This is a genomic window from Pseudomonas sp. MWU16-30323 (genome assembly GCF_020515595.1).
In the GTDB taxonomy this organism is placed as follows: Bacteria; Pseudomonadota; Gammaproteobacteria; order Pseudomonadales; family Pseudomonadaceae; genus Aquipseudomonas; species Aquipseudomonas yamanorum.
Map to the genome: position 1 here is coordinate 255,657 of NZ_JAIWYM010000005.1, position 25,191 is coordinate 280,847.

The following is a 25,191-nucleotide window of genomic DNA, read 5'->3' on the forward strand; positions in this document are numbered from 1 at the left end:
GGCAATTCAGATACAGTTCATCCATTATCAATCGCTAGTTGAAGAAGGAATCGTCCGCTGTTTGTTTCTCTGGATGGGCCCAAGGGCACCGGCAAAACCACACTGCTGGAAGCCGTTACGAAAGCACTGAGGGCTGACAACAAAAAGGTGATCCGGCTGTGCGAGAGAAAAAGCGATCCCTACCGAAGTGAAACAATGGCCCTCGTCAACCAACTCGCCAGAACGCCCAGCCGGGAGTTGGAGTGGGAAGTCTGTCAGCGCTTCGCTGAGAGCCGTGCCTGGATTTCCCGGCACGTGCTGACTCAACAGCCGCCAGGCAGCATTGTCTTGATTGACCGCTGGTACCCGTCGGATGCCGCGTTTCGCCGTGGCGTCCCGCTGGCAGACATCCTGCGGCTGAACATTGATCGAAATGTGCAAGTGCCGGACCTGCATGTCGGCGTGGTCACCGACCCCGATATTTCATGGGCAAGGGCCGCTGCACGCCGGCGCGGGCTGAGCAGCACCGTGATCCACAGGCTGGAAGAACACATCGCCTGTACCCAGGCGTTCGAGCGAGCGGTTGCGGATCACGGCTGGGTGTTGTGCCGTAATGAAGGAACCCTTGACGGCGCGACACGGCAGGTCATTTCCGAGATTTATAACGTCCTTGAATCATCCCGGTGTGATTGATCGCGTCTGCTCTTGATAGCCCTTGCGCAGTTTCTCCGCGATCAGCTTTTCCGCTTCGCGCACGGCGCGTTCGGTGCCGATGCGACCGAAGTTCACCACCACCTCAGCCTCCGTGACGCCACTGGCTGTTCAGGTTCCGGCAGCGGCGGCGCCTCGTCACCCCTTAGCAACGCTTCGATGTGATGCAGCACCGTATGCCCACGCTTGCGCAATGTTTGTGCATATGCGCAGAAAAAGATTGAATATTCACATCTATTGTTATTTAAATAACAACACAATAGCGTCACGACCTCCCTGGCCGTGCTCGCAACAAGATGGGATGACCCTGTGCATGACAATTGAAGAGCGTTTGATGGAACAGGCAAAGCGGGCCGCCGAGAGCACGTACTCGCCTTACTCCCATTTCCCGGTCGGCGCGGCGTTGCTGACTGCCGACGGTGAGGTGGTTCAGGGTTGCAACGTGGAGAACATCTCCTACGGGCTGACCAATTGTGCCGAGCGTAGCGCGTTGTTCAGCGCCATCAGCCAGGGCCATGCGCCGGGCAGTTTCAAGGCGATGGCTGTTTATGCACCCAACGTTTCACTGATAAGCCCTTGCGGTGCCTGCCGCCAGGTGATGCTGGAGTTGATGGCCAAGGATGCAGTGGTGATTTGCCAGGGCAGTGACCCGGCGGCCACGCGTACCTGGACCCTGGCGCAATTGCTGCCGGGCGCCTTCGACGCTTTCTAATCCTGGGCAGGCCGTTGGGCCTGCGTCCGCTTGGTCCATTGTTGAGACGCCTGCATGATCAGTCTTGTCGGAATAGCGACCCTTATTGTCATTGCCATTGCTTTATCTCATCAACGACGCTCGATCAACTGGCGCACCGTCTCGGTAGCGTTTCTGATCCAGGTGTTGATCGGCGCTTTTGCCCTGTACGTGCCTTGGGGCCAGACGGTGCTGGCCTCGCTATCGGGGGCGGTGGCCTCGCTGCAGCTGTACGCGAACAAAGGCATCGAGTTTCTGTTTGGCGGCCTGAGTTCGCCGCACATGTTTGAAGTGTTCGGCAGCGGTGGGTTTGTGTTCGCGATCCGGGTATTGCCGATGATCGTGTTCTTCGGCAGCTTTATCTCGGTGCTGTATTACATCGGCGTGATGGGCTGGATCATACGGTTGGTGGGCGGCGCCCTGCGCCTGCTGCTGGGCACCAGCCGCATTGAGTCGATGGTGGTGACGTCGGCGATTTTCATTGGTCAGTCGGAAGTACCGCTGGTGGTACGGCCGTTCATTGCCAAGCTGACGCGCTCGGAGTTATTCGCGGTGATGGTCGGTGGTTTCGCGGCGGTGGCCGGCTCGGTGCTGTTGGGTTACGCCGGGCTAGGGGTGGAACTCAAGTACCTGATCGCGGCGTGTTTCATGTCGGCACCGGGGGCGCTGTTGATGGCCAAGCTGATGGAGCCGGAGACCGAATCAGCCCGCACCGAACAGGTGATCGAGGAGCTGGGACAGGCCGAGAATCGCCCCACCAATATCATCGATGCTGCCGCCGAGGGGGCTCAGGTCGGCTTGCGCCTGGCCTTGTCCGTCGGTGCCATGTTGCTGGCATTTATCGCGTTGATCGCCCTGTTCAACGGGCTGCTGGGGTGGGCGGGCAACTGGTTTGGCTACCCGCAGTTGACCTTGCAACTGGTCCTCGGCCACATACTGGCGCCCATCGCTTTTCTGCTCGGGGTGCCGTGGCACGAGGCGGTCATGGCCGGCGGTTTTATCGGTGAAAAACTGGTCCTCAACGAGTTCGTCGCCTATGCCGACCTGGCCAACTACCTGACCCCGGCCAAGGCCGCGGAAGCCGGTGTGCCGCTGTTGTCGGTCCACACCCAGGTAATCGTCACCTTCGCCCTGTGCGGCTTTGCCAACCTGTCTTCAATTGCCATTCAACTCGGTGGCCTGACCGGTATCGCCCCGCAACGTCGTCAAGAATTGGCGCGGCTGGGCCTGCGGGCCATGATCGGCGGCACGCTTTCCAATCTGATGAGTGCGGCGATTGTCGGCTTTTTCATCTCGCTGTAAGGAGCACAGTATGTGGTTGCCACAAGAAGTGATTCGCCGTAAACGCGACGGTCACGCCCTGGCCGCAATGGACATTCAACGGTTTGTCGCCGGCATTGCCGACGGCAGCCTCAGCGATGGACAGGTGGCCGCGTTCGCCATGGCGGTTTTTATCAAGGGTATGGATGTGACCGAGCGCATCGCCTTGACCGAAGCGATGCGCGACTCCGGCCAAGTATTGAGTTGGGATCTGCCGGGGCCGATCGTGGACAAGCATTCCACCGGCGGCGTCGGTGACATGATCAGCTTGCTGCTGGCGCCTTTGCTGGCGGCCTGCGGCTGTTACGTGCCGATGATTTCCGGGCGTGGCCTGGGGCACACCGGCGGCACCCTGGACAAGCTCGAGAGCATCCCCGGTTACGACTGCCAACCCAGCCCTGAACGTTTGCGCACGGTGGTGGCCGAAGTCGGTTGCGCCATCATCGGCCAGACCGCCAACCTGGCACCCGCAGACAAGCGTTTGTATGTGATCCGCGATGTGACGGGGTCGGTCGAGTCGATTGACCTGATCACCGCATCGATCCTTGGCAAGAAGCTCGCCGCCGGCCTCGACGTGTTGATCATGGATGTGAAGACCGGCAACGGCGCATTCATGGCCGAGCCCGAACAGGCGCGCGAACTGGCTGCGAGCATCGTCGCCGTGGCCAACGGTGCCGGGGTCAACACCCGCGCCCTGATCACCGACATGAACCAGCCGCTGGCCCGCAGTGCCGGCAATGCCCTGGAGGTTGCCGAAGCGGTAGCGCTGCTCAAGGGTGAGGTGCGCAGTGAACGCCTGTGGGCGGTGACCCTGGCCCTGGCGACCGAGGTACTGACGATGGCCGGCCTGGCGAGGGATGAGGCTCAGGCCCGTGATCAATTGCTTCAGGCCTGGCAGAGCGGGGCAGCCTTGCAGCGCTTCGAGCAAATGGTCAGTGCCCTGGGTGGCCCGCAGGGCTTTACCCACAACCCCAATGCGTATTTACCCAAGGCCGCCGTGTCGATACCGGTGTGGGCCGAGGAAGAGGGCTGCGTCAGCGAGATCGACACCCGGGCGGTGGGGTTGGCGGTGGTGGCATTGGGCGGCGGGCGCAGTCATCCAGACGACGTGCTGGACCTGTCGGTCGGCTTCAGCGAGTTGGCCTTTGTCGGTGAACAGGTGAGCGCGCAAAGACCCTTGGGCTGGGTACACGCGCGCAATACAGAGCAGGCCGGGCAGGGCGCATCCGCCTTGCGCGCAGCCTATCGGTTAGGCGGTAACCCCCTGGCCGAACGCAACTTGATCCAGGAAATACTATGAGCAAGGCCATCGTGTTGGTGCTGGATTCGTTGGGCATCGGTGCCAGTGCCGACGCCGCCCTCTTTGGCGACTCGGGCGCCGACACCTTGCGCCATATCGCCGAGGCGTGCGCCCGTGGCGAAGCGGATGGGCCGTTGCGCCGGGGGCCTTTGTCCCTGCCGAACCTGGGACGGTTGGGATTGGGGGCTGCAGCGGCGGCCAGTGGCGATGGCCCGTTGCCGGGCGACTGGGGCGACGCTGCACCGAGCGGTGCCTTCGGCCATGCACGGGAGCAATCGTCTGGCAAAGACACACCGTCCGGGCATTGGGAAATGATGGGCGTGCCGGTGTTGTTCGACTGGGGTTATTTCGAAAAGCCGGTCAACTCCTTCCCGCCACAGTTGCTGGCCGACCTGATTGAGCAGGCAGGCTTGCCGGGCATCCTGGGCAACTGCCATGCCTCGGGTACCACGGTGCTGGACGAATTGGGTGAGGCACACATCCGCAGCAAGCAGCCGATTTGCTACACCTCCGCCGACAGCGTGATGCAGATCGCCGCCCATGAAAGCCATTTCGGGCTGGAGGCGTTGTACCGGGTATGTGAAATCGCCCGCACTTTGTGTGATGAATACACCGTTGGCAGGGTGATTGCCCGACCGTTCACCGGGGAACACGCGGGTGAGTTTCGCCGCACCGGCAATCGCCGCGACTACACCGTGCCACCGCCGTCGGCGACATTGCTTGATCATCTCTGCGAAGCCGGCGGCACCGTGCATGCGGTGGGTAAGATCGGCGACATTTTCGCCCACCGAGGCATCAGTCGGTTGTACAAGGCCGACGGCAACGACGCGCTGTTCGATGCCACGCTCAAGGCCTACAGGGAAGCGCCAGACAACAGCCTGGTGTTTGCCAACTTCGTCGACTTCGACATGCTCTACGGGCACCGCCGGGACCTGGCCGGGTATGCGGCCGCGCTGGAAGCGTTCGACCGCAGGCTGCCGGAGTTATTGGCGTTGATGGACCCGCAAACGTTACTGGTCATCAGCGCCGACCACGGTTGTGATCCTTCTCGTCCGGGCAGCGATCACACCCGCGAGCATGTGCCTGTATTGGCTTATGGTGCGGGCGTGGCGGCGGGGTGGTTGGGTGAGCGTGACAGCTTTGCCGATATTGGCCAGACGCTGGCGGCGCATTTGGGGTTGAAGCCGTTGGCGTGGGGAACCTCTTTCAGAAGGGGCCCGTGACCAACACGCGTGAGCCAGAGCGTTCAACATCATCGCCCTGCCAGCGTCTACATCGCCTTGCAGGCTTTTCAACGACACGCCCCCCGCAGACAGGTCCTCGGTCAGGGTGCCCAACTGCTCTGTTCGGCCACCTGGGTGACGGATGTATTCAACGCCCGGGCCATGCTGACGATCTGGCTGACCAGACCGTGAATCTTATCGGCAAAGGCATTGAACGATCGTCGACCTACCAGAGGGCGATGTCATAGGTGAGGTAGAGGCGATTGCTGTCGCGCCCCCGGGAGAACTCAGAGCGGTAGACATAGTTGCGCATGCGCACACCCAGCCCCTTGAACGTACCCGCCTGTACTACGTAAGCCAGCTCGGTATCACGCTCCCATTCCTTGACCGTGGTCGTGGACTTGCCGTCATTGCCGCTCAGGTAGCGCGCGGAGAAGGTCAAGCCGGGCACGCCGACGGCAGCGAAGTTGTAGGCATAGTTGAGCATCCAGGTCTTCTCGTCTTCCTCGATGAACTTGCCGATGCCTGCGTTGCTGAATGAATACACGGTCGCGCCGCTGATGTAGGGCAAACCGGCATCGCCGCGAAGGGTCTGATAGCCACCGCCGACGGTGTGGCCGGCGATCGCGTAGGCCAGTTGGCCGCTGAGCATGTCATTGTCGATTTTGCCTGCATACGCAGAGCCGCTATCTGCGCTGTTGAAGTAACGCAGGTCGCTGGTGAGTACGCCACCCGCCAGTGGCAGGTCGTACTGAATGCCAGCGAAGTTCTGCCGGTAGAAGTTTTCGAGCTCGCCATAGAAATAGCTCAGGCGGATATTTTTGCCCCACTTGTACTCGGCCCCGGCGTAGTTGAAGTCTCCCGACTTTGCCCCGCTATAGCCATCAGGCACGATGGGCACGCTGTTGGTGGAGTCGCGTAATTTGAATCGGTCCAAGTGCCCGCCGGTGACTGTCAGGTTCTCGATGTCGGTGCTGCTGACCTGGGTGCCCTGGTAGGTCTGGGGCAATAAACGTGCATCGTTGTAAATCAGCACCGGCACCTTGGGCAGCAAGGTGCCGTACTTGACGGTGGTTTTCGCGAACCTGGCTTTTGCGGTAGCGCCGGCGCTGGCAAACTCGTCGGCCGCTCGCCCGTCATCATCCACCGGCATAAGCCCGGTACCACTGCGACCGCGCCCTGAATCGAGCTTTACGCCATAGAGACCCAGGGCATCCACGCCGAAGCCGAGGGTGCCCGCGGTAAATCCGGACTGATAGTCCAGCAGGAATCCCTGGGCCCACTCGGTCCGTTCGCTTTTTGCCGTTCTGGCGGCTCGTGCACTCAAGCCGTGCTCGTCACGAAAGTTCTCGTTGAAATACACATTGCGCAGTTGCAGCTTGAGTTTGCTGTCATCAATAAAACCTTCGGCGTTGGCGCCCGCGACGGGGACCAAGCCTAACGCGCAAAACAAAGCTCGACGGGTATACATAGGGTTCATGGCAAATGACTCGTTGTTGTTATTTTGGATGCACGGCTACACCCGCGCCCTGAGTGAGGCGCGTTGAAAGTCAGCGGGGGTGGGTGCGTGAATTATTTAAACAGGCTAATGGCGCCGGTCAGCAAGGCCAGTGCAGTGACGACCAGGGAGGTCAGCACTGCCCATTTGACGGTGGCTTTCTGGAAGTCGCCGATGTCGCGATCGACCATGCCTACCAGCAAAAGGGTCGAGGCAACCAACGGGCTCATCAAGTGCACGGGCTGTCCCAGGATCGAGGCGCGCGCGATTTCAATCGGGTCGATGCCATACGCTGCGGCGGCATTAGCCAGGATCGGTACGACACCAAAATAGTAGGCGTCATTGGACAGCACGAACGTCAGCGGCATGCTGGTGATCGCGACGACCAGTGGAAACAGGTGGCCCCAAGAGGGTGGGATCCAGTCGACGAGGGTCTGTGCCAGGGCGTCGACCATCTTGGTACCGGAAAAAATACCGGCGAAAATACCGGCTGCGAATACCAGCAACACCACCGTCATGGCGTTGCCCGAATGCGCCAGAATGCGTTCTTTCTGGATGTCCAATTGCGGGTAGTTAATCATCAGCGCAAGCACGAAGCCGATCAGGAACAAGATCGCCGAGTGCATCAACCCCATCACCAGAGCCGCCATCACCGCAATCACCAGCACCAGATTGACGTAGGCCAGCCTGGGGCGTTTGTGAGGGGTGTCCTCAAGAATCGCGTTGATGTAGCAATCGCCGCCACCGCTTTGCAGTTGCACGTTGCCGATACGCTTGCGTTCGGCTCGCCCCAGCAGGAAGGCCGTGAAAACCACCCACATGGCGCCGCCGATCATGGTCGGCAGCAACGGCACGAAGTACTCGCCGGCATCCAGACCCAGCGCGGCGATGGCCCGTGTAGCGGGGCCGCCCCAGGGGGTCATGCCACTCATGATGCTCAAGGACAGCATGGAGATGGTGGCCAGGATCATCGGGTTCATACCGATACGTTTATACAGCGGCAGCATCGCAGCACAAGTGATCATGTAGGTCGTTGTGCCATCGCCGTCGAGAGCGACCAGCAACGAGAGCAGGGCAGTGCCCACCGCGATCTTCATGGGGTCACCATTGACGCGCTTGAGGATCTTGCGGATCAGTGGATCGAACAGGCCCGCATCGATCATCAAGCCAAAGAACAGGATCGCAAACAGCAGCAATGCGGCAGACGGTGCGACCATTTTCAGGCCATCGAGCATCATCTTGCCGGTGGTGCCGCCGAAACCGCCGATCACCGCAAAAACGATAGGCACGACGGTGAGTGCGACGATCGGCGACAAGCGCTTGGTCATGATGAGGAAGGTGAATACGACTACCATGGCCAAGCCAAGGAAAGCGAGCATAGGACGGTTCTCTTGTTGTTATCGTAATGGTGACAAATGCCAAGGCGCACGAGCCCTGGCCCACCGGGCTGCACAACGGCGCCTGGCGGGGTCGGCGGTTCAGTCAGGTCAGGGGAGGGCGTTATCCGGTCTTGCTGGACGCCTTTGCGATCTTCAGGTCTTCCCAGGCATTTACGGGTGCCGCAGAGGGTTTTGCGTCGAGCATCCGGTTCAGCGTTTCGCGGTGGCAGGCATTTTCGGATATCGAAATCACCACCGTCGCGACTGCGTTGCTGGCCAGGCTGGTCAGGGCGCGCGCTTCAGACATGAAGCGGTCTATCCCGATCAGCAACGCCAGGCCGGCCAACGGGATGTCGTGAATGACCGTCAGGGTCGAGGCGAGCGCCACGAACCCGCTGCCAGTCACGCCGGCGGCTCCTTTGGAGGACAACAACATGATCGCCAGCATGGTGATGATTTGCGTAAAGCTCAGGTCAATGTTGCAGGCCTGGGCAATGAAAATCGCCGCCAACGACAAATAGATGGCCGTACCGTCCAGGTTGAACGAGTAGCCGGTTGGAAGTACCAGGCCCACGACGCCTTTCTTGCAGCCTAACGCTTCAAGTTTTTCCAGCATGCGTGGCATGACAGGTTCCGTGGAGGACGTCCCTAGCACCACCAGGAATTCTTCGCGAAAGTAGCGCAACAGTTTCCACAGGCTGAAGCCATTGCTGCGGCAAATGCTGCCCAGCACCACGAACACGAAGAAGCCGCAGGCGATGTACAAGGTCATGATCAACTTCGCCAGCGAACCCAGCGAAGTGATGCCGTACTGGCCAACGGTGAATGCCAAGGCCCCGAAGGCACCGATCGGCGCAAAGCGCATCAGGTAAGCGAAGATCTTGAAGACCATTTGCGAGGCGGATTCGAGCACGTCGAGCACCGGTTTGCCGCGTTCGCCCAGTGAAGACAAGGCAAAGCCGGACAATACCGCAATAAAAAGCACCGGCAGCACTTCCCCTTTGCTGAAGGCACCGATAAAGGTGTCGGGGATGATGTGCATGAAAAACTCCACAACCCCAAGCTTTGCAGCCGACTCCGTGTATTGGGCCAAGCCTTTGGTGCTCAGTTGGCTGGGATCAATATTCATGCCGGCGCCCGGCTGGAACACGTACACCGCCACGAGGCCAATCACCAGGCTGATCACCGTCAGGCAAAAAAACAGCAGCATGGTCTTGCTGAGCAGGCGTCCAAGCGAGCGTTTGTCGCTCATCCCGGCGATGCCGGTGACGATGGTGCAGAACACCACGGGGGCAATCATCATCTTGATGAGCTTGATGAACGCATCACCCAATGGCTTGAGTGCGATGGCCTGCTGAGCCCAGAAATGGCCAACCACGATGCCCAGCACCACGGCGCAGAGAATCTGGAAGTAGAGCGATTTAACAACTTTCATGGCATCACCCATTTTTAGAATTGTGCGGATGCAAAAATGCCAACGACCGCCGGAATTATCCGGCGAGGCGCCGAGAGCCCGTGGCGTAGACGTAACCTGAAAAAAGCCTGCGCGCGGTGCGTACGACGGACGCTTGAATTGTCTCACCGTTGACGCCGGTGTAGGACAATACGACATCAATCCCGCCGCTGGGATGTTCGATACGCACAGCTTCAAGGCGCGGCGTACTGATCCCGCCGAGCATCTGCGAGACGACGCTGCCTTCTATCACGCACGCGGTAGCCAAGCCAATCGAGCCAGTAATGGCCAGCGCACGGTGGCAGTTGTGCGGCATGAAATAGCGAACCTGAATCGTACCGCCGGCTTTCGCACGCGATACCAGGACCGGTTTGGGAATCACCTTGTCGCTGACATCGCCCAAGCCCATGGCCTGGCCGGCCTGGATCCGCAAAGACTCAAGGCGACGCAGGAATTCTTTATCGGCGTCCAGTTCTGCTGGCTTCTCATCGCCACGCTTGCCCAGTTGACTGGCTTCGATGAGCACCATGGGCATCGCCATGTCGATACAGGTCACCGCAATGCCATCGATGACGTCCTGTGTGTTGCCGGTCGGGAAGAGTTTGCCGGTCTTGCTGCCGGCCGCATCGAGGAAGGTGAGTTGCACGGGCGCTGCAGTACCTGGCACGCCATCGATGGCGGTGTCGCCCTCATAACTGACTTTGCCATCCGGTGTGTACACCTCGGAATGGATAAAGGTCCCGGTGTTCACATTGCGAATGCGTACACGGGTACGCCCTGGATTGCCTTTGACCAGACCCTGTTCAATGGCGAACGGCCCGACCGCGCACAGCATGTTGCCGCAGTTGGGGGCGCTGTCGACCCGGCGTTGCGAAACCATCACTTGAACGAACAAGTAATCAACGTCTGCGTCCGGGTGCAGTGAAGGGCTGACAATCGCGACCTTGCTGGTTTGCGGGCTGCCCCCACCGATACCGTCGATCTCCAGCTCGTGGCCCGAGCCCATCAGGTTGAGCAGAAGCTCGTCGCGCGCTTCAACGGCTGCCGGCAAATCCCAATCAAGAAAAACCGGGCCTTTAGAGGTACCACCGCGCATCAGCACACAGGGAATTCTTTGCATGATCCTGACTCTTGTTGATCAATTGACTTAATTGATGTTCTTGGAGCAAGAGTCGCAAGCTTTAAAAAATGTTTCAAATGCAAAAATTGATGAGATTATTGCGTTTTGCAAATGATGAATTTACGCTGAATTACTTTTTGACGCCTTCTGCGGATGAGATAAGACATGGAATACGAGCTGAACGACATTCGATCCTTCGTGAAAATCGCCGAACTTGGCAGTTTTCACGAAGCCGCCGATGCCTTGCATCTGTCTCAACCTGCAATCAGTCGTCGGATAAAAAAACTGGAAGAGGGGTTGGGCACCGCGTTGCTCGATCGCACCACCCGCAAGGTCAGCCTCACGAGCGTCGGCCGCGACTTTCTGCCAAAGGCACGTCGGTTGCTGGATGACTTCGATGAGTCGATTCTCAATATCCGTGAACTCGCCGAACGCCAGATTGGCCGGGTGACCCTGGCATGTATCCCTACTGCCGCTTTCTATTTTTTGCCGTCAGTCATTCGTTTGTATAACGAGCGCTATCCAAAAATCCGGATTCGCCTGCTGGATTTGAGCGCCAATGAAGGGCTTGAAGCGGTACTGCGGGGTGAAGCCGACTTCGGTATCAACATGATGAGTGGGCAGCATCCGGATATTGAATTCGTGCCATTGGTCAGCGAACCTTTTGTATTGGCCTGCCGGCGTGATCATGAGTTAGCCGGGCGCAGCTCGGTCACCTGGTCTGAATTGAGCGATTACCGTCTTATCGGGGTAGGGCGCCTGAGCGGTAACCGCATGCTGCTCGATCACGCCCTGTCTGGCTTGAGTTGGAGGCCACAATGGTTCTACGAAGTCCAGCACCTTTCCACTTCGTTGGGGCTGGTGGAGGCGGGCCTGGGGGTTTCGGCGATGCCGAGCCTGGCCATGCCGGCGCAAGATCATCCAACCCTGGTCAGCGTCCCGTTGATCGAGCCGGTTGTGAACCGCTCTTTGGGCTTGGTCTACCGCCGGGGGGCGTCGCTTTCGCCGGCGGCGGAAAAATTCGTCTCGATACTGCTTGAGCAATGGCCGCAATGAGCCATGCCGCAGGCAGTATTTTTACGCCTTAAACACGACGAGGCTCGCCCTCGGCAATCTTGCGCATCAGGCTCAGGTAGCGACTTGCTGCCAGCCCCAGGGGGCGGTTCTTTACCCAGATGATATCGACCCATAACCGCATCTGACTTGGCATGTAGTCAAACACCACCTCCGTCAATGCGCCCGAAGTGATCAGGGGTTGTACCAGCGGTTGTGGAAGATAAGCCCAGCCCAATCCTTGCTGCACCAGGTCCAGCGTTGCCAGATAGTTGTCGCTGTGCCAAATCCGCCGTGACAGCACAACACGTGGATCAGAGTCTGTAGGGCCTCCAGTCGCAACGATGATCTGCCGAACGTTGACCAGTTGCTCTTCACTTAAGGGGCGTTTCTTGCCGGCGGCCGCAGGATGATCGGGAGAGGCAACGGCTACCAACAATTGGCTCCCCGCCTCAAGAAACGTCTCCCGCTCGTCAAGCCCTGGTCGTTCAAAACCCAGTGCCAACTGCACACGCCCTTCATGGAGCATGCGCATCGCCTCCGGATGGGACGCGGAGCGAATCTCGATTTCAAGCGTGGGGAACTCGCTGGCGATAATGGACAGCGGACGATTCCATACGCCTGTTTGCAACTCCGGCGCCATCGCAAGGACCAAGCGCTCCTCCAACCCCTGATGAAGCTGGAGCGCATGGGCGTCCAGCAGGTTTAACTGGCTGGCGACCTGGCGTGCCTGGGGCTCCAGTGCTTTGGCGGCGGCCGTAGGAATGGCTTTGCGGGTTGATCGGTCAAACAGCAATAAATCCAGCTCTGCTTCAAGCTGCGACACCGCCATGTTAATGGCCGAGGGTACCCGGCCCAATTTGCGCGCGGCGGCAGAAAAGGAGCCGCTGTCGACAACCGCAAGGAAAACTTTGAGTGACTCACTGGTAAAGGCCATAGCAGTTGTCAAATTTTCTGATAATGATCGTCTTTATTTATCAGATTTATTCGCCTAATTTCCACCCCTATTACCAATTAAGTACGTGGGGTACACCATGTTAAATACTGATTTGAGGGGGCAGGTGGCACTTGTCAGTGGTGCCGGAAGTGAGGCGGGTATGGGTATGGCGATCGCACGCAGGCTGGGTGCAGCGGGCGCGAGATTGATCATCACCGCTAGCAGCAACCGCATCGAGGATCGAGTTAAAGAGCTGCTCGCAGAAGGGTTTGAAGTTGAAGGCCGGGCAACTGACCTCACCGATGAAAGTCAGGTGCGTGAACTCGGCCTATGGGCCGCGTCAGTCTGGGGGCGGGTCGATATTCTGGTGAACAATGCCGGTATGGCCATGCAAGGAAGCCCTGAAGTTTTCTCGGAATTGGCAACGATGGAACTGCATGAGTGGAATCTTTCGCTGGCCAGAAACTTAACCACCGCTTTTCTTCTGACACGGGCCGTTTTGCCCGGTATGAGGGCGAGAAGTTACGGGCGCATTGTCAATATCAGTTCCACCACGGGCACCCGGGGGAGCAATCCGGGGGAGGCCGCTTATAGCGCCGCCAAGGCAGCGATGGTGGGCATGAACATGGGGCTTGCGCTTGAAGTCGCCCACCAGGGGATTACCGTCAACAGCGTGGCCCCCGGCTGGATCAACACGGGCTCAACCACGCCCGTTGAAGCCGAGGCGGGGCGCTTCACCCCGATTGGGCGCGCAGGCAGCCCCCGCGAAGTGGCGGCGGCGGTTGCATTTCTGGCATCGCCTGACGCCAGTTACATCACGGGGGAAGTCCTCGTGGTGGATGGCGGGAACTGTCTGATCGAGAACAAAGCCCCTCACGGCGATTATTAAGTTTGAATACGCTCCAGCGCGCTCAATCCACGGTATTGGGCGGGGGGCTATAACCGAGATTTATAAAAGCGCGATGTATCAAAGAACAGTTGAGTTCCTTGAGTCGTATCCGGCTGTCATTGAGCAACGGACTTTTAATTAATTTGATAATTGACATAGGGTATTGATCATGTCGAAAAGTGGAATTAGTGAATCAGCGATTGCTGCTTTTACCGCCTCCGAGCGTGCCCGGTTTATAGAAAACAACCCCACTTCACTGGCGCTGGCCGAGCGCGCCAAGGCGAATCTGTTCAACGGTGTGCCCATGCACTGGATGAGCGATTGGTCGATGCCTTCGCCGCTCTTTGTCCAGCGTGCCAAAGGGGCGCGCTTCACCGACGTTGACGGGCATGAATACATAGACTTTTGCCTGGGCGACACCGGCACGATGTTTGGCCATTCACCTGATCCTATTGTCCGCGCCATAACCGAGCAGGCGAATAATGGCTTGACCACGATGCTGCCGGGCGAAGACGCGGTGATCTGCGGCGAGTTGCTGGCTCAGCGATTCGAGCTGCCTTACTGGCAAGTGACCGCCAATGCGACTGACGCCAACCGGTATGTGCTGCGCTGGGCGCGCGCTATCACCCAGCGCAACGTCTTGCTGGTGTTCGATGGCTGCTACCACGGCACCGTGGATGACGTGATGGTGCGCTACCGCGATGGCAAAACAGTGCCCCGTTCAGGTCTTGTGGGCCAAGCCTACGACTTGAGCCAATACAGTCGATCCATCCCCTTCAACGATGTCGCCGCACTGGAGGCGGCGTTAGCCCAGGGTGATGTGTGCGCGCTGATGTGCGAGCCGGCGATGACGAACATTGGCATGGTCCTGCCGGATCCGGGTTTCATGCAAACGTGCCGGGAGCTGACCCTTAAATATGGCAGCCTGTTGGTCATTGATGAGACCCACACTATTTCCACCGGCCTCGGTGGATGCACTCGCCAGTGGGATTTGAAACCTGACTTTTTCGTGGTGGGTAAACCCATTGCCGGTGGCGTGCCTTGCGCGGTGTTTGGCGTTAGCGAGCCAGTCGCCTCGGCCATGCGCGACGTCCAGAAGACCATCAGCGAGGAGAGCGGCGGGCATGGCCACAGTGGCATGGGAACGACGCTGTCCGCCAACGCATTGGCGATGCGTTGCATGCGCGTCAGTCTCGAAGAGGTCATGACCGAGTCTGCGTACGAGCACATGTTGCCCCTGGCCTCAAAGCTGGCCCAGGGATTTCGAGGGTTGTTCAAGCGGCACCAACTGAACTGGTCTGTCACAGAGTTGGGCGCGCGTTGTGAGTTTCAATTCTGTGCTACCTCGCCAAGAACAGGCGCGCAAGCCGAGGCGGCTTTTCATGACAGCCTTCAAATGGCGCTGCATCTTTATCTGATCAATCGCGGAATCCTGATCACGCCTTTTCACAACATGACCCTGTGCTGTCCGCAAACAAGTGATGCGGATATCGACAGGCTGATCGGTGAGTTGGATAACGCGCTTTCCACGCTGCTTGCCCTACCTGGAGCGCGGGTTATCCCTTCATAACGGCACGCCTGAAAACGCCATTGTTCTTAAATACTGTCCAGTCGCTTGAATGAGCGCCAAGAGGTTTGACATGCAATTTGCTGATAAAAAAGAGGCCGTAGATTATCTGGCCGCCCACCCTGAAGTACTGAGCATCGAGTTGTTTCTTATCGACGCAAACGGTGTTCCACGGGGCAAACTGTTGCATCGCAACGAACTACTGGCGATCTACGAAAGTGGTCGGCCGCTGCCAAGTTCCATTCTCGCCTTGACCGTGCAGGGTGAAGACGTAGAAGACACGGGCTTGGTCTGGGATGTCGCTGATGCCGATTGCTGGACCTACCCGTTAGCGGGAAGCCTGACCTTGCAACCTTGGCGCACTCATCCCACAGGCCAAGTGCAGGTAAGCATGCACCCGACCCAAGGCATTCCCGCCGCACCGGCCGACCCGCGACACGTACTGGTGCATGCCATTGACCGGCTGAAAGCCGATGGATTCCACCCGGTAATGGCCGTTGAATTAGAGTTTTACCTGCTGGACCAACAACGCGATGCCAACGGTCGGCCGCAGCCAGCGTTGCAGACCAATGGCGTCCGCCCTCAGGCACCGCAGGTTTATGGCATTTACGAGTTGGAGCAGCTTCAACCTTTTCTTGATGACCTCTACGCCGCGTGCGCGCTACAGGGGCTGCCGGTACGTACGGCCATCTCCGAGTACGCTCCAGGCCAAGTCGAATTGACGCTGGAGCACCGTTTCGATGCGCTTCAGGCTATTGATGAAGGTGTACGTTACAAGCGCCTGGTCAAAGGTGTCGCCAATAAACATGGACTACAAGCGTGCTTCATGGCCAAGCCGTTCAGCGACCAGGCCGGCAGCGGTATGCACCTGCACGTCAGCCTGGCCGACGAGGAGGGCAATAACCTGTATGCGAGCGAAGACCCACAGGGTACGCCACTGTTGCGTCACTCAATTGGCGGGATGATGGCGACCCTGTTTGACTCGCTGGCAATATTTTGCCCCCATGCCAATTCCTATCGCCGGTTCCAGACCGGTAGTTACGCGCCGCTGGCCAAAAGTTGGGGAGTAAACAATCGCACAGTGTCGTTCCGCGTCCCCGGAGGCCCCGCAATAAGCCGGCACATCGAACACCGCATTTGCGGGGCCGATGCCAACCCATATCTTGCCGCTGCCGCATTACTGGCGGGCATTCACTACGGCATCACTCGTCAAAGCGATCCCGGCGCGGCGATTGAAGGAAATGGGTATGAACAGGCAACTGATTTCCTGTCTACCGACTGGCTAACAGCGTTGCAGGCCCTGCAGGATTCAGCTTGGGCACACGAGGCGCTGGGGGCCGAATTCCTTAAAGTGTATCTGGCGATCAAATGGCGCGAGTTCCGTAAATTCAACGCCGAGGTCGGGGAGCAGGACTGGCGCTGGTACCTCACTCACGCATAAGTGTTGGCCCGTCAGCATGACCTGATAAGGGAGCGCTGACGGCACCGACTCAGCTGTATTTACGAACGACGTGGGACAGCGTACTGAGGGAAATCACGCCCGCGTCACCGCGTATCACGGCTGGACGATCGCGAAGCTTTTTTGGAGGACTGGCTATTAACCCGCCTGGGCGTTGCTCCTAAGCTGGACTGACTGATTTTCAGCCAGCAACAGAAGGGTGTGAACATGAAAAAGCTGCACAAGAAAGTCGCGCTGGTGACCGGTGCCTCCAAAGGCATCGGCGCGGCGATTGCCAAGCAATTGGCCAAGGATGGCGCCACCGTGATCGTTAACTACGCCAGCAGTCGTGAGGATGCCGACCGCGTGGTCGAACAGATTCTGCAGACCGGCGCCAGGGCCTACGCAGTGCAGGCCGATGTTTCCAACAGCACTGACCTTAAGGCCCTGTTCAAAACCATCGTGCATGAGCATGGCCACCTCGACATCCTGGTCAACAATGCCGGCGTCTATTCGACCCACCCGTTGGCTGACATTACGCAGGAGGAGTTCCACCGCCAATTCAACCTCAATGTCCTGGGGCTGATCCAATGTACTCAGGCAGCGGTTGAGGTATTCAATTCGGCGGGTGGCAGCATCGTCAACATCAGCTCCAGCGTTACCTCGTTCACACCGGCCAACTCGACGGTGTACACCGCCTCCAAAGCGGCGGTCGACGCTATTACCCGCACCTTGGCCAATGAGTTAGGCCCCAGGAATATCCGTGTCAATTCGGTCAACCCAGGGTTGGTGGTCACCGAAGGTGTGCATGCCAGCGGCTTTTTCGAAGAGGCGTTCCGCCAGAAGATCGAAGCCATTACGCCGCTGGGTCGCATCGGTCAGCCCGAGGATATTGCACCCGCCGTCGCGTTCCTGGCGTCGTCGGATGCAAGCTGGATTACCGGTGAAACCCTGATCATCGGCGGCGGCCTGCATTAAGCCTGGGCGGTGTGCCCGCGCACATAGTGGCGGGGCGATTGCGACATGACGCGCTTGAACGCCGTGCTGAAGGCGCTCTCGGACTCATAGCCCAATGAAAACGCGATGGTGGAAATGGAGTCATCGGAGCTCTTCAGCCGGTCGCTGGCCAGCAGCATGCGCCAGCGCGTCACGTACTCCATCGGTGCAGCACCGACCACCTGCTTGAAGCGCAATGCGAACGCCGAGCGCGACAGGGTTGCCAGCTGCGCCAGTTCCAAGACACTCCAACGATGGGCCGGGTCAGCATGGATCGCGCTCAGGGCGACGCTGAGGTGACGGTCGGCCAAGCCGTAAAACCAACCGACGCCACTGCTGTCCAGGTTCGCCAGGTGGGTGCGCAGCACCTCCACCAGCATCAGGTGCGCCAAGTGTTCGTTCATCAACGAGCGGCCGGGGCGCTTCTGCTGCAGTTCCGAGGTGAACCGCTCCAGCGCCCAGCGCAGGATCGATGCCTGCGGTTCATTGGCCTGCACGTGGACCAATGAAGGCAGGCTGCTGAGTAACAACTGGGCGGGTACACCGCTGAAGTCAAAGCGGCCACCGACCAACTGGATGTCGTCACCGCCGTAATGCAGGGCCAACTCGTCCGCCGCGAGCGTTTGAAAGTGTCCGTCGGAGTTCATCACCGCTTGGGACATATCGCTGTAGAGGGAAAATGGCATGCCGCGGGTCATGAGAAAACAATCGCCCTGGTGAAGGCGCTGCGGCTGCTGCTCACCTTCCACATGCAACCAGCAACTGCCCTTGACCACCGCCGTGAACTTGATGCCTTCGCGCTCAGGAAAGGTGAATGCCCAATCACCGCCCAAGGAGAGTGTGGCGGAGTGGTAATTACGCACCCTCAACAATGAAAGCACGTCGGACAGAGGATCCATACAGCACCCGATTGGACGAGGAATAAAGTAATCAGCAGTTTATAACAGAGATAATCCAGATTTCACGCGTAAATGGTGGATGCCGGCCTAACGCCCGCGGGGTAACAATTGGGGGTTATCGCCAGCGGACAGTCCCCAACCTAGACTCGCAGCACGTTCTTCACTCGACTATTGAGAGTTAAAACATGCGCTTACGAGACCTTGGCATCGCAATCGGTACAGGCACACCTGGGGTGTTCAACGGCATCACTGATGTGCCCGGTGTACGGGTAGGTCACCACACCCTCAATGCTGAAAGCCGCGATGGCTCGATACACACCGGTGTGACCATCATCGAGCCGCGGCCGATGGCGGCCCATTTGGCTCCGTGTTTTGCAGGCGTTCACGTACTGAACGGCAACGGTGACGCCACCGGCCTTGAATGGATTCGCGAAGCCGGTTTGCTGACCACGCCGATTGCCTACACCAACACTCACAGCGTCGGGGTGGTACGCGATGCGCTGGTGGCCGCAGAGCGCGAGATGGGCAAGCAACACATCTACTGGTGCATGCCGGTGGTGCTGGAAACCTACGACGGCATCCTCAGCGATATCTGGGACCAACACGTCAGCGCCGAACATGTCCAGGCCGCCCTGGCCGATGCCCGCAGCGGCCCGGTGCAGGAAGGTTGCGTCGGCGGCGGCACGGGCATGATCTGCCATGAGTTCAAAGGTGGCATTGGCACCTCATCGCGGGTTCTGAGCAGCGAGGAGGGCGGTTGGACCGTCGGTGCATTGGTGCAGGCCAACTATGGTGTGCGCGACGCACTGCGTGTCGCGGGTTACCCCGTGGGCAGCGTGTTGAAGGACATACCTTCGCCCTACAGCGGCCCGGTGAATGTCGGCGTGCCCGGCATGGGTTCCATCGTGATCACGATCGCTACTGATGCGCCATTGCTGCCTCATCAGTGCACGCGCCTGGCCCAGCGCGCGAGCATCGGATTGGCACGGGTCGGCGGCGGCACCGAAGACGACAGTGGGGATATCTTCATCGCGTTTTCGGTAGGCAACAGCGGCCTGCCGGTCGCCAATCTGGGGCATCCGGGCCCCGCGACGACGCCCTTGAAAATGGTCAACAACGACTACATGACAGCCTTGTTCGTGGCCGCAGCGGATGCTGTGGAGGAGGCGATCCTCAACGCGATGTTGGCCGCCGACGACGTGCAAGGTCGCGGCAGAAAAGCCCTGGCACTCAAGCCTGAGCAGTTGTTGGCGGCAATGGCAAAAGTCGGTTGGGCGCCTCAGCCTTGAAGGCCTAGTCCTGAGCCTGGAGAAACAACAGGAATAGCTCAGACTGGGACTTGATCCCCAGCTTGTTGTACAGGTGCCGGCGGTGCACCTTCACGGTCTCGGCCGAGATCGCCAGCTTGCGCGCGATCTCTTTGTTCGAGCAGCCACTGAGCATCAATTGGGCAACCTCTGCTTCGCGGACCGACAGTGCGGAGCTGATTTGCAGCGCGGGAGACTGCAGACGCTCCTGCCAGTCCGCTGCCGGTTCCGGCGTGCTCTTGAGTTCCTGCTCAAACACGCAACGCTGGCGCATCAAACCGGCTACCCACGGCTGGATCAGCCTCAGTAATGCGATTTGCTCCTGGCTGAAGCGGCAGTGGCTACCCAGTGACAGGCTCAGGGTCCGCTCAGGGTCCAGTTGCACGTTTATATGAATCTCGTCAGCCACCACGTTCAGGCGAAAGTAGCGTTGGTAATAATCGGTCTGCTCGAAGCATTCCGGGGCGACATCGTCCAGTTGGAACAGCCCGCTTTTCGGCGATTCCCGATTGGCCAGGTAAAAGGGATCGAGCAGGTAGAGCCCCTTGAGATAGTCCTGGAACAGCGAATCGCTGCTGCCATCTTCATTCTGGGATTCGGCGAGAACCTGAGGCCTGCCGTTGCTGAAGATCAGCACCACCCAAGTGTCCATCGGCACATATCTGCCGAGCAAGCGCGCCATTGATCGCCAGAAGTGCGGGCGGTCCAGGGTCTCGATCAACCGGCCGACCGAGTCATGCCAAGCCACGTCCTGCAACGTCAGATTCATCTCACTACCCATTCGGGGGTACCCCATCGAAGTGATTTTTTGCCAGGTGGGTACAGCCCATACTCGTTTCAGGCCTGCATACACACGGTGTCAGTAAGGCCTCAACTATACGCAAGGATCAGCCATGAACATTGAACTCATGCAGTTAGCCGGTCGCGATGGCGATACCGCCTATAACCTGGGCCAGGCGTTGGAAGCCATCGCCCACTGCGACGCGGACACCGACCTGTTGGTATTTCCTGAAACCCATTTGATGGGCTTCGTCGCCGGTGATCAGTTGGCAGCGGTTGCAGAAACCCTCGAAGGCCCGACGCTGCAAGCCGTGCAACAGGCGGTACGCGAACGGGATGTTTCGGTGGTCATCGGCCTGGTCGAGAACGAGGCGGGCGTGTTCTACAACACGTCGGTACTGATTACGCCTGATGGACTCTCACTGGGTTACCGCAAGACGCACCTGTGGCCCTCGGAGCGGGGTGACATCACGCCCGGTGACCGCTTCGGCACGGTGCTTTTCAACGGTGTGCGTATCGGCATTCTGATTTGCTACGACATCGAACTGCCGGAAACCGCACGCGCACTCGCCCAACTGGGCGCCGAGCTGATCATCATCACCAACGGCAACATGGACCCTTACGGCCCGGTGCATCGCACCGCGATCATGGCCCGGGCCCAGGAAAACCAAGTGTTCAGCGTGATGGTCAATCGCGTGGGGCAGGGCGATGACGGCCTGGTGTTTGCCGGCGGCAGCGCTGTGGTCGACCCGTTCGGCCGTGTGCTGTTCGAAGCCGGACGCGAGGAAACACGGCAAATGATCAGCCTCGACCTGACCCAGGTCCAAGCCGCCCGCGCGGATTATCACTACCTCAATGACCGCCGCCTGACGCTCCCCGGTGAGACCGTGGAACACGCCGACGGGCGCCGTGAATTACTGATTCGCTGATCTCGCTTTACCCCCCTCATAACAATAATCGGGAGTTCTCATGATCGCCATTCGATGCATGCAATGGAGCCTGGCTGCGGTCTTCAGCAGCCTGGTGCTTTGCGCTCAAGCCGCCGAACCGAAAGTCAATATCTACAACTGGTACGACTTTATTGCCCCGGACACGCTGAAGAATTTCCAGGCGCAGACCGGCACCCAGGCCGCGTATGACGTGTTCGATAACAGCGAGGTCATGCAGAGCAAACTCATGGCCGGGCGCAGTGGTTATGACGTGGTGGTGGCCACCGGCGACCTGTTGCCGAACCTGATCAAGGCCGGTGTGCTCAAGGAATTGGATCGCGCGCAACTGAGCAATCTGTCTCACCTTGATCCGGATATTCTGGCGAAGGTGCAAACCAACGACCCGGGCAATCGCTACGCCGTGCCTTACCTGTGGGGCACCACGGGAATTGGCTATGACGTCGATAAAGTCCGGGCGATCCTGGGCCGCGATGCACCGGTCAACTCCTGGGATTTGATTTTCAAGGAAGAAAACCTCGCCAAATTGGGTGAATGCGGTGTGGCTATGCTGGATGCGCCAGGCGAGATCATTCCCATCGCCTTGCATTACCTGGGCTTGCCCTATAACAGCCAGAATCCTGATGACTATTTAAAAGCCCAGGCGTTGCTGCTGAAGCTGCGCCCGCATATTCGCTACTTCGATTCTTCACGGTTTATTACGGACTTGGCCAACGGCAATATCTGCGCCGTAGTGGGATGGGCCGGCGGCGTAATGGACGCCAGGAAAGCCGCCGACGCCGCCGGCAGTGGCCGGAAGATTCAGTACAGCATCCCCAAGGAAGGCGCGCCGGTCTGGGTCGAAAGCCTGGTGCTGCTCAGCGATGCGCCGAACCCTCAGCAAGGGCTCGCCTTCATCGACTATATGCTGCGTCCGGAAGTGATTGCGCAGTCCTCCAACTACCTCAGTTACGCCAACGCCAACAAGGATGCCCGCAGCCTGGTAGATGAAAAGGTCAGGGACAATCCCGGTGTCTATCCTTCGAAAGCGGTGCTGGATACGCTGTTTCCTTTGGAGCCGTTGCCACTGAAGTTGGAGCGGGTGCGTACGCGGATCTGGAGTAAGGTCAAAAGTGGTACTTGAGGCAGCGGCAAGGTGAAGTGAAGGGGGTACGCAGGGATACGGCGGTTGAAGAAAAACCTGGGAGCATCTGGCCCAGGTTTTGTACGCGGCGCACTTATGACTATGACACATCATTTAACTTATGGGCGATGTCAGATGTTCATAAGTCGCTCGCAGGTCTACCAGTTTTGGCTTAATGCTCCTGAAATGAATGTGATTGTTCATCGTTTTATGTACATCTGAGCCGTTGTCCGCGCGCTTTTGCGCCACAGCCCGATCTCTGACGGTCCATATCTTGGGGATGAGGGATGCTGGTCTTCAGAAAACGCGTTTTGGGAACTGGATTGAAAATGGATGGCAAAGGATAACTGAACGCAGTGGGCCCACGAACAAATCGATCGGTTGGCTGGTCGCGGACTTCTTAATGATGCCTGCGATGCAAGGCGTCCCAGCCTCCGGTAGCGTCTTGAGGCGCTGAGTGTTAATGAGCAACCGTACCATCTGGATTTTGTGCATCCAGAATATTAACGACAGTAGGTATCGGAGGCGCGGATCGCAGCATGACATCAGCGGAATCCGTGGCAATTTTGCTGACGTAAGAGTGTGCGAGAGGGCTCAAACTCCCTCAGTATTATGAGCGAGATTCAGCACGATGATTTTCACACGCCCTTGCGTCGCTGCCTGACTGCGCGCTTCAAGCATTCTCGCCATCTGTTCTGGAGATGAAGGTGCATCAGCACCTCTACCTGGGCCCTTCAGCTTGGCGTTCTTGCCAAACCATAGAACAAGATAGATACCCAAACGCTGGGCCTGGTGATCGGTTGTGTAGAGCCTGTCGAGCTGTAGATCCGCTGCATCCCAGACATCTTTATGCCATTGCCCTTTGATCTCGATAGGGATGCTAGCGCTCACGGTCGAGCACCAGATGTCTACTTCCTTGTCAGCCGCCATATGCTTTTCGGGATCGTAGACAACGCCCTCGGGGCCTTGTCGGAGAAGGGCGAGAAGATGATCCCGGCAACGCTCTTCCTTCTGGTGGCTGATCTGGTCATCACAATAAAAACCTCTCCACGAATCGATATCGTCACTCGTTCCGGGAACGGATTCTCCGCGGCACCCGGGCGAATCAGTGTACGAACGATCTGAAGTTGCATATCTGTCAGGCTGCGGTAACGAGTGCGGTCGGGACGAAGATTGATGATATGGCTCTCAAAGCGCCGTTCAATGACGTCGGCGACATCGGCAAATACAACTTCGATGTTAGCCAGGGTGGTTGAGTTCTGACGGGCGCGCGGAATGTAACGAGTCACGCACCAGGACAGGTACTGCTTCAGCAACCGCAGGTACTGGTCACGGGTACGCGGATCGATCTGCGGAAAAGGTGCCTTTGCAGCTTTGCAGATTCGGGCGACCAGGTTGTCGGCTTGACGGCCGCTTTGGAGCCAGATGGCGTAACCATCCAGTAAAGCCAGAATCGACTCGAAGTGGCAGGCCAAGATGGCGTCATCAATATTGAGGTCACGGCTTTTGGCATAGATGTAGAAAGCTTGGATCGCGCGCAGATGTGCCGCAGTAGTGTTGTAAGCGCGGTACCTTAGCTTGAGTTGAACGTAGATGAACGGGACAAGTATGGGCAAAGGCTCCGCATCTCCAGTCTGCACGAGCAGCTGTACACGCTGACCTGAAGAGAAACGGCATTGAATCAGCTTCATCGGCAGCCACCTCATTCAATGACTCGCCATGAACACGAAGGACATGGCCCGTTGAGAGATTGGACGTCAGAAACGGATTTGTCGAATCAGTGGCTTAGGCAGCTCATGAACATCTATGACATGACCTGTCGTTTAACATAATATACATTATGCGAACCGTCCTATACGGGACTGGCGGACTCTGGAGGCTACATTTCACCTAGTGATCAGCGCTCAGGTGTTGCTACTAGCAACACAGGTTCAGGACGATGCTGCCGGCAGGCTGTGACGTCAGTTTCAACAAGAGCCCGCCCAAAGTCATTGCATCCGAGTCGGCTACAGAACAACAACAGCGTCACCGCCTCAGCCTTTACTGCGTGATCACATCCAGCATGCGGTCACTGCCTTTGAGGTATCCCGTGAGCTCGCCATCGTCTTTTTTAAATTTGATGCCGATGACCTCATCTCCCAGTTTCGCCAGGCTGATCGATGCTCGTATGACTTCATGCGGATGCGAGACGACCGCTGCCGACTTGCCATTTTGGATGGAGACTTCACTGACAGTCTGCTCGAACAGATTGCGTTCAGCGTCATACGACCAAGAGGACTTCTGGATTATCTTCTGATCGCTGACCATCAGGTAGTCCGTTGCCGTACCGTTTTCATGCAGGACCAGCAACGCCACCCCCTTGGAATTTCCTTCATTCAGGTTGATGTACCAAACACCGTAAAGCTCCTTCTTTTCATAGTGAACCGCTGTGCTGCTGGGCAATGTTTCGTTGGCCATGACTGCGCCCACAAGCATTGAGAATGAAGCCAATAGCAATGCGGCAGCCTTAATATGCTTTCTCATATCAACCTGATGTCCTTCC

The 25,191-nt window shown here is 58.4% G+C and carries 24 protein-coding genes; 13 read left to right on the top strand and 11 right to left on the bottom strand.

Going from position 1 to position 25,191, the window contains the following annotated elements; genetic code table 11:
- The first annotated feature begins 57 nt into the window (after nucleotides 1–57).
- Nucleotides 58–672 (top strand): dTMP kinase, encoded by a 615-nt coding sequence (locus LIY45_RS09050; protein WP_226476094.1) that lies wholly within the window; start codon nucleotides 58–60, stop codon nucleotides 670–672.
- On the opposite strand, the gene LIY45_RS09055 is transcribed toward LIY45_RS09050, so the two are convergent.
- A complete protein-coding gene (locus LIY45_RS09055; RefSeq protein WP_226476053.1) occupies nucleotides 655–774 on the bottom strand; it encodes a WGR domain-containing protein in 120 nt (39 codons plus the stop codon). The two genes, LIY45_RS09050 and LIY45_RS09055, sit on opposite strands and share 18 nt — an antisense overlap.
- Nucleotides 775–1,003: 229 nt before the next feature.
- On the opposite strand from LIY45_RS09055, the gene LIY45_RS09060 reads away from it, so the two are divergent.
- From LIY45_RS09060 to LIY45_RS09075, 4 genes are read left to right on the top strand one after another with little or no spacing between them, the layout of a single operon-like run.
- Nucleotides 1,004–1,402 (top strand): cytidine deaminase, encoded by a 399-nt coding sequence (locus tag LIY45_RS09060; RefSeq protein WP_152416432.1) that lies wholly within the window; start codon nucleotides 1,004–1,006, stop codon nucleotides 1,400–1,402.
- A gap of 54 nt (nucleotides 1,403–1,456) precedes the next feature.
- Nucleotides 1,457–2,722, top strand: a complete 1,266-nt coding sequence (locus tag LIY45_RS09065; protein WP_226476054.1) for a NupC/NupG family nucleoside CNT transporter — start codon at nucleotides 1,457–1,459, stop codon at nucleotides 2,720–2,722.
- Between the two features lie 10 nt (nucleotides 2,723–2,732).
- Entirely contained in the window at nucleotides 2,733–4,040 is a 1,308-nt protein-coding gene (deoA, locus tag LIY45_RS09070) for a thymidine phosphorylase (RefSeq protein ID WP_226476055.1), read from the top strand.
- Nucleotides 4,037–5,263, top strand: coding sequence for a phosphopentomutase (locus LIY45_RS09075; protein ID WP_226476056.1), 1,227 nt, complete (start codon nucleotides 4,037–4,039; stop codon nucleotides 5,261–5,263). Before deoA ends, LIY45_RS09075 begins: the two co-directional genes overlap by 4 nt.
- 226 nt (nucleotides 5,264–5,489) lie before the next feature.
- On the opposite strand, the gene LIY45_RS09080 is transcribed toward LIY45_RS09075, so the two are convergent.
- The 4 genes from LIY45_RS09080 to LIY45_RS09095 all read right to left on the bottom strand — a co-directional run bounded on the left by LIY45_RS09080 (nucleotide 5,490) and on the right by LIY45_RS09095 (nucleotide 10,713).
- A complete protein-coding gene (locus tag LIY45_RS09080; protein ID WP_226476057.1) occupies nucleotides 5,490–6,743 on the bottom strand; it encodes an OprD family porin in 1,254 nt (417 codons plus the stop codon).
- 92 nt (nucleotides 6,744–6,835) lie between these two features.
- Entirely contained in the window at nucleotides 6,836–8,140 is a 1,305-nt protein-coding gene (locus LIY45_RS09085) for a citrate:proton symporter (RefSeq protein WP_017480298.1), read from the bottom strand.
- Nucleotides 8,141–8,261: 121 nt separating this feature from the next.
- The gene (locus LIY45_RS09090; RefSeq protein ID WP_017480299.1) at nucleotides 8,262–9,587 is read right to left on the bottom strand and encodes a dicarboxylate/amino acid:cation symporter; all 1,326 of its coding nucleotides are present in this window, start codon (nucleotides 9,585–9,587) and stop codon (nucleotides 8,262–8,264) included.
- A 43-nt stretch (nucleotides 9,588–9,630) separates the two neighbouring features.
- A complete protein-coding gene (locus tag LIY45_RS09095) occupies nucleotides 9,631–10,713 on the bottom strand; it encodes a 4-oxalomesaconate tautomerase (RefSeq protein WP_226476058.1) in 1,083 nt (360 codons plus the stop codon).
- Between the two features lie 165 nt (nucleotides 10,714–10,878).
- Between LIY45_RS09095 and LIY45_RS09100 the strand changes: the two genes are divergently transcribed.
- The gene (locus tag LIY45_RS09100) at nucleotides 10,879–11,769 is read left to right on the top strand and encodes a LysR family transcriptional regulator (protein WP_017480301.1); all 891 of its coding nucleotides are present in this window, start codon (nucleotides 10,879–10,881) and stop codon (nucleotides 11,767–11,769) included.
- 28 nt (nucleotides 11,770–11,797) lie between these two features.
- On the opposite strand, the gene LIY45_RS09105 is transcribed toward LIY45_RS09100, so the two are convergent.
- Complete coding sequence (locus LIY45_RS09105; protein ID WP_017480302.1) at nucleotides 11,798–12,703, bottom strand: LysR family transcriptional regulator; 906 nt, start codon at nucleotides 12,701–12,703, stop codon at nucleotides 11,798–11,800.
- Between the two features lie 97 nt (nucleotides 12,704–12,800).
- Between LIY45_RS09105 and LIY45_RS09110 the strand changes: the two genes are divergently transcribed.
- From LIY45_RS09110 to LIY45_RS09125, 4 genes are all read left to right on the top strand, one after another.
- Nucleotides 12,801–13,592: an SDR family NAD(P)-dependent oxidoreductase gene (locus tag LIY45_RS09110; protein WP_226476059.1), complete on the top strand. Its 792-nt coding sequence runs from the start codon at nucleotides 12,801–12,803 to the stop codon at nucleotides 13,590–13,592.
- A gap of 169 nt (nucleotides 13,593–13,761) precedes the next feature.
- Nucleotides 13,762–15,162: an aspartate aminotransferase family protein gene (locus LIY45_RS09115; RefSeq protein ID WP_226476060.1), complete on the top strand. Its 1,401-nt coding sequence runs from the start codon at nucleotides 13,762–13,764 to the stop codon at nucleotides 15,160–15,162.
- A gap of 70 nt (nucleotides 15,163–15,232) precedes the next feature.
- A complete protein-coding gene (locus LIY45_RS09120) occupies nucleotides 15,233–16,600 on the top strand; it encodes a glutamine synthetase family protein (RefSeq protein ID WP_226476061.1) in 1,368 nt (455 codons plus the stop codon).
- Nucleotides 16,601–16,825: 225 nt separating this feature from the next.
- Nucleotides 16,826–17,575 carry a glucose 1-dehydrogenase gene (locus LIY45_RS09125; protein ID WP_226476062.1) on the top strand — a complete coding sequence of 250 codons (750 nt, stop codon included), beginning with the start codon at nucleotides 16,826–16,828 and terminating at the stop codon, nucleotides 17,573–17,575.
- Here LIY45_RS09125 and LIY45_RS09130 read toward each other — a convergent pair.
- The gene (locus LIY45_RS09130; protein WP_226476063.1) at nucleotides 17,572–18,492 is read right to left on the bottom strand and encodes an AraC family transcriptional regulator; all 921 of its coding nucleotides are present in this window, start codon (nucleotides 18,490–18,492) and stop codon (nucleotides 17,572–17,574) included. The two genes, LIY45_RS09125 and LIY45_RS09130, sit on opposite strands and share 4 nt — an antisense overlap.
- 185 nt (nucleotides 18,493–18,677) lie before the next feature.
- On the opposite strand from LIY45_RS09130, the gene LIY45_RS09135 reads away from it, so the two are divergent.
- Nucleotides 18,678–19,781 (top strand): P1 family peptidase, encoded by a 1,104-nt coding sequence (locus LIY45_RS09135; RefSeq protein ID WP_226476064.1) that lies wholly within the window; start codon nucleotides 18,678–18,680, stop codon nucleotides 19,779–19,781.
- Nucleotides 19,782–19,785: 4 nt separating this feature from the next.
- Here the strand turns inward: LIY45_RS09135 and LIY45_RS09140 are convergent, their stop codons facing one another.
- A complete protein-coding gene (locus LIY45_RS09140; protein WP_226476065.1) occupies nucleotides 19,786–20,568 on the bottom strand; it encodes a helix-turn-helix transcriptional regulator in 783 nt (260 codons plus the stop codon).
- A 124-nt stretch (nucleotides 20,569–20,692) separates the two neighbouring features.
- Here LIY45_RS09140 and LIY45_RS09145 point away from each other — a divergent pair, with 124 nt between their 5' ends.
- The gene (locus tag LIY45_RS09145) at nucleotides 20,693–21,508 is read left to right on the top strand and encodes a carbon-nitrogen hydrolase family protein (RefSeq protein WP_226476066.1); all 816 of its coding nucleotides are present in this window, start codon (nucleotides 20,693–20,695) and stop codon (nucleotides 21,506–21,508) included.
- A 40-nt stretch (nucleotides 21,509–21,548) separates the two neighbouring features.
- On the top strand, nucleotides 21,549–22,649 hold the full coding sequence (locus LIY45_RS09150; RefSeq protein WP_226476067.1) for a polyamine ABC transporter substrate-binding protein: 1,101 nt from the start codon (nucleotides 21,549–21,551) through the stop codon (nucleotides 22,647–22,649).
- A gap of 594 nt (nucleotides 22,650–23,243) precedes the next feature.
- On the opposite strand, the gene LIY45_RS09155 is transcribed toward LIY45_RS09150, so the two are convergent.
- The 3 genes from LIY45_RS09155 to LIY45_RS09165 form a co-directional block, all read right to left on the bottom strand.
- Nucleotides 23,244–23,540, bottom strand: a complete 297-nt coding sequence (locus LIY45_RS09155) for a hypothetical protein (protein WP_226476068.1) — start codon at nucleotides 23,538–23,540, stop codon at nucleotides 23,244–23,246.
- A gap of 17 nt (nucleotides 23,541–23,557) precedes the next feature.
- Nucleotides 23,558–24,340, bottom strand: a complete 783-nt coding sequence (locus LIY45_RS09160) for a hypothetical protein (RefSeq protein WP_226476069.1) — start codon at nucleotides 24,338–24,340, stop codon at nucleotides 23,558–23,560.
- 349 nt (nucleotides 24,341–24,689) lie between these two features.
- Nucleotides 24,690–25,172, bottom strand: a complete 483-nt coding sequence (locus LIY45_RS09165; RefSeq protein WP_226476070.1) for a hypothetical protein — start codon at nucleotides 25,170–25,172, stop codon at nucleotides 24,690–24,692.
- Between the last annotated feature and the right edge of the window lie 19 nt (nucleotides 25,173–25,191).

Excerpts from the sequence above, each read along its gene's own strand:
- LIY45_RS09060 (WP_152416432.1), top strand. The coding sequence starts at position 1,004 with ATGACAATTGAAGAGCGTTTGATGGAACAGGCAAAGCGGGCCGCCGAG.
- LIY45_RS09065 (WP_226476054.1), top strand. The coding sequence starts at position 1,457 with ATGATCAGTCTTGTCGGAATAGCGACCCTTATTGTCATTGCCATTGCT.
- deoA (WP_226476055.1), top strand. The coding sequence starts at position 2,733 with ATGTGGTTGCCACAAGAAGTGATTCGCCGTAAACGCGACGGTCACGCC.
- LIY45_RS09075 (WP_226476056.1), top strand. The coding sequence starts at position 4,037 with ATGAGCAAGGCCATCGTGTTGGTGCTGGATTCGTTGGGCATCGGTGCC.
- LIY45_RS09080 (WP_226476057.1), bottom strand. The coding sequence starts at position 6,743 with ATGAACCCTATGTATACCCGTCGAGCTTTGTTTTGCGCGTTAGGCTTG.
- LIY45_RS09085 (WP_017480298.1), bottom strand. The coding sequence starts at position 8,140 with ATGCTCGCTTTCCTTGGCTTGGCCATGGTAGTCGTATTCACCTTCCTC.
- LIY45_RS09090 (WP_017480299.1), bottom strand. The coding sequence starts at position 9,587 with ATGGGTGATGCCATGAAAGTTGTTAAATCGCTCTACTTCCAGATTCTC.
- LIY45_RS09095 (WP_226476058.1), bottom strand. The coding sequence starts at position 10,713 with ATGCAAAGAATTCCCTGTGTGCTGATGCGCGGTGGTACCTCTAAAGGC.
- LIY45_RS09100 (WP_017480301.1), top strand. The coding sequence starts at position 10,879 with ATGGAATACGAGCTGAACGACATTCGATCCTTCGTGAAAATCGCCGAA.
- LIY45_RS09105 (WP_017480302.1), bottom strand. The coding sequence starts at position 12,703 with ATGGCCTTTACCAGTGAGTCACTCAAAGTTTTCCTTGCGGTTGTCGAC.
- LIY45_RS09110 (WP_226476059.1), top strand. The coding sequence starts at position 12,801 with ATGTTAAATACTGATTTGAGGGGGCAGGTGGCACTTGTCAGTGGTGCC.
- LIY45_RS09115 (WP_226476060.1), top strand. The coding sequence starts at position 13,762 with ATGTCGAAAAGTGGAATTAGTGAATCAGCGATTGCTGCTTTTACCGCC.
- LIY45_RS09120 (WP_226476061.1), top strand. The coding sequence starts at position 15,233 with ATGCAATTTGCTGATAAAAAAGAGGCCGTAGATTATCTGGCCGCCCAC.
- LIY45_RS09125 (WP_226476062.1), top strand. The coding sequence starts at position 16,826 with ATGAAAAAGCTGCACAAGAAAGTCGCGCTGGTGACCGGTGCCTCCAAA.
- LIY45_RS09130 (WP_226476063.1), bottom strand. The coding sequence starts at position 18,492 with ATGGATCCTCTGTCCGACGTGCTTTCATTGTTGAGGGTGCGTAATTAC.
- LIY45_RS09135 (WP_226476064.1), top strand. The coding sequence starts at position 18,678 with ATGCGCTTACGAGACCTTGGCATCGCAATCGGTACAGGCACACCTGGG.
- LIY45_RS09140 (WP_226476065.1), bottom strand. The coding sequence starts at position 20,568 with ATGAATCTGACGTTGCAGGACGTGGCTTGGCATGACTCGGTCGGCCGG.
- LIY45_RS09145 (WP_226476066.1), top strand. The coding sequence starts at position 20,693 with ATGAACATTGAACTCATGCAGTTAGCCGGTCGCGATGGCGATACCGCC.
- LIY45_RS09150 (WP_226476067.1), top strand. The coding sequence starts at position 21,549 with ATGATCGCCATTCGATGCATGCAATGGAGCCTGGCTGCGGTCTTCAGC.
- LIY45_RS09160 (WP_226476069.1), bottom strand. The coding sequence starts at position 24,340 with ATGAAGCTGATTCAATGCCGTTTCTCTTCAGGTCAGCGTGTACAGCTG.
- LIY45_RS09165 (WP_226476070.1), bottom strand. The coding sequence starts at position 25,172 with ATGAGAAAGCATATTAAGGCTGCCGCATTGCTATTGGCTTCATTCTCA.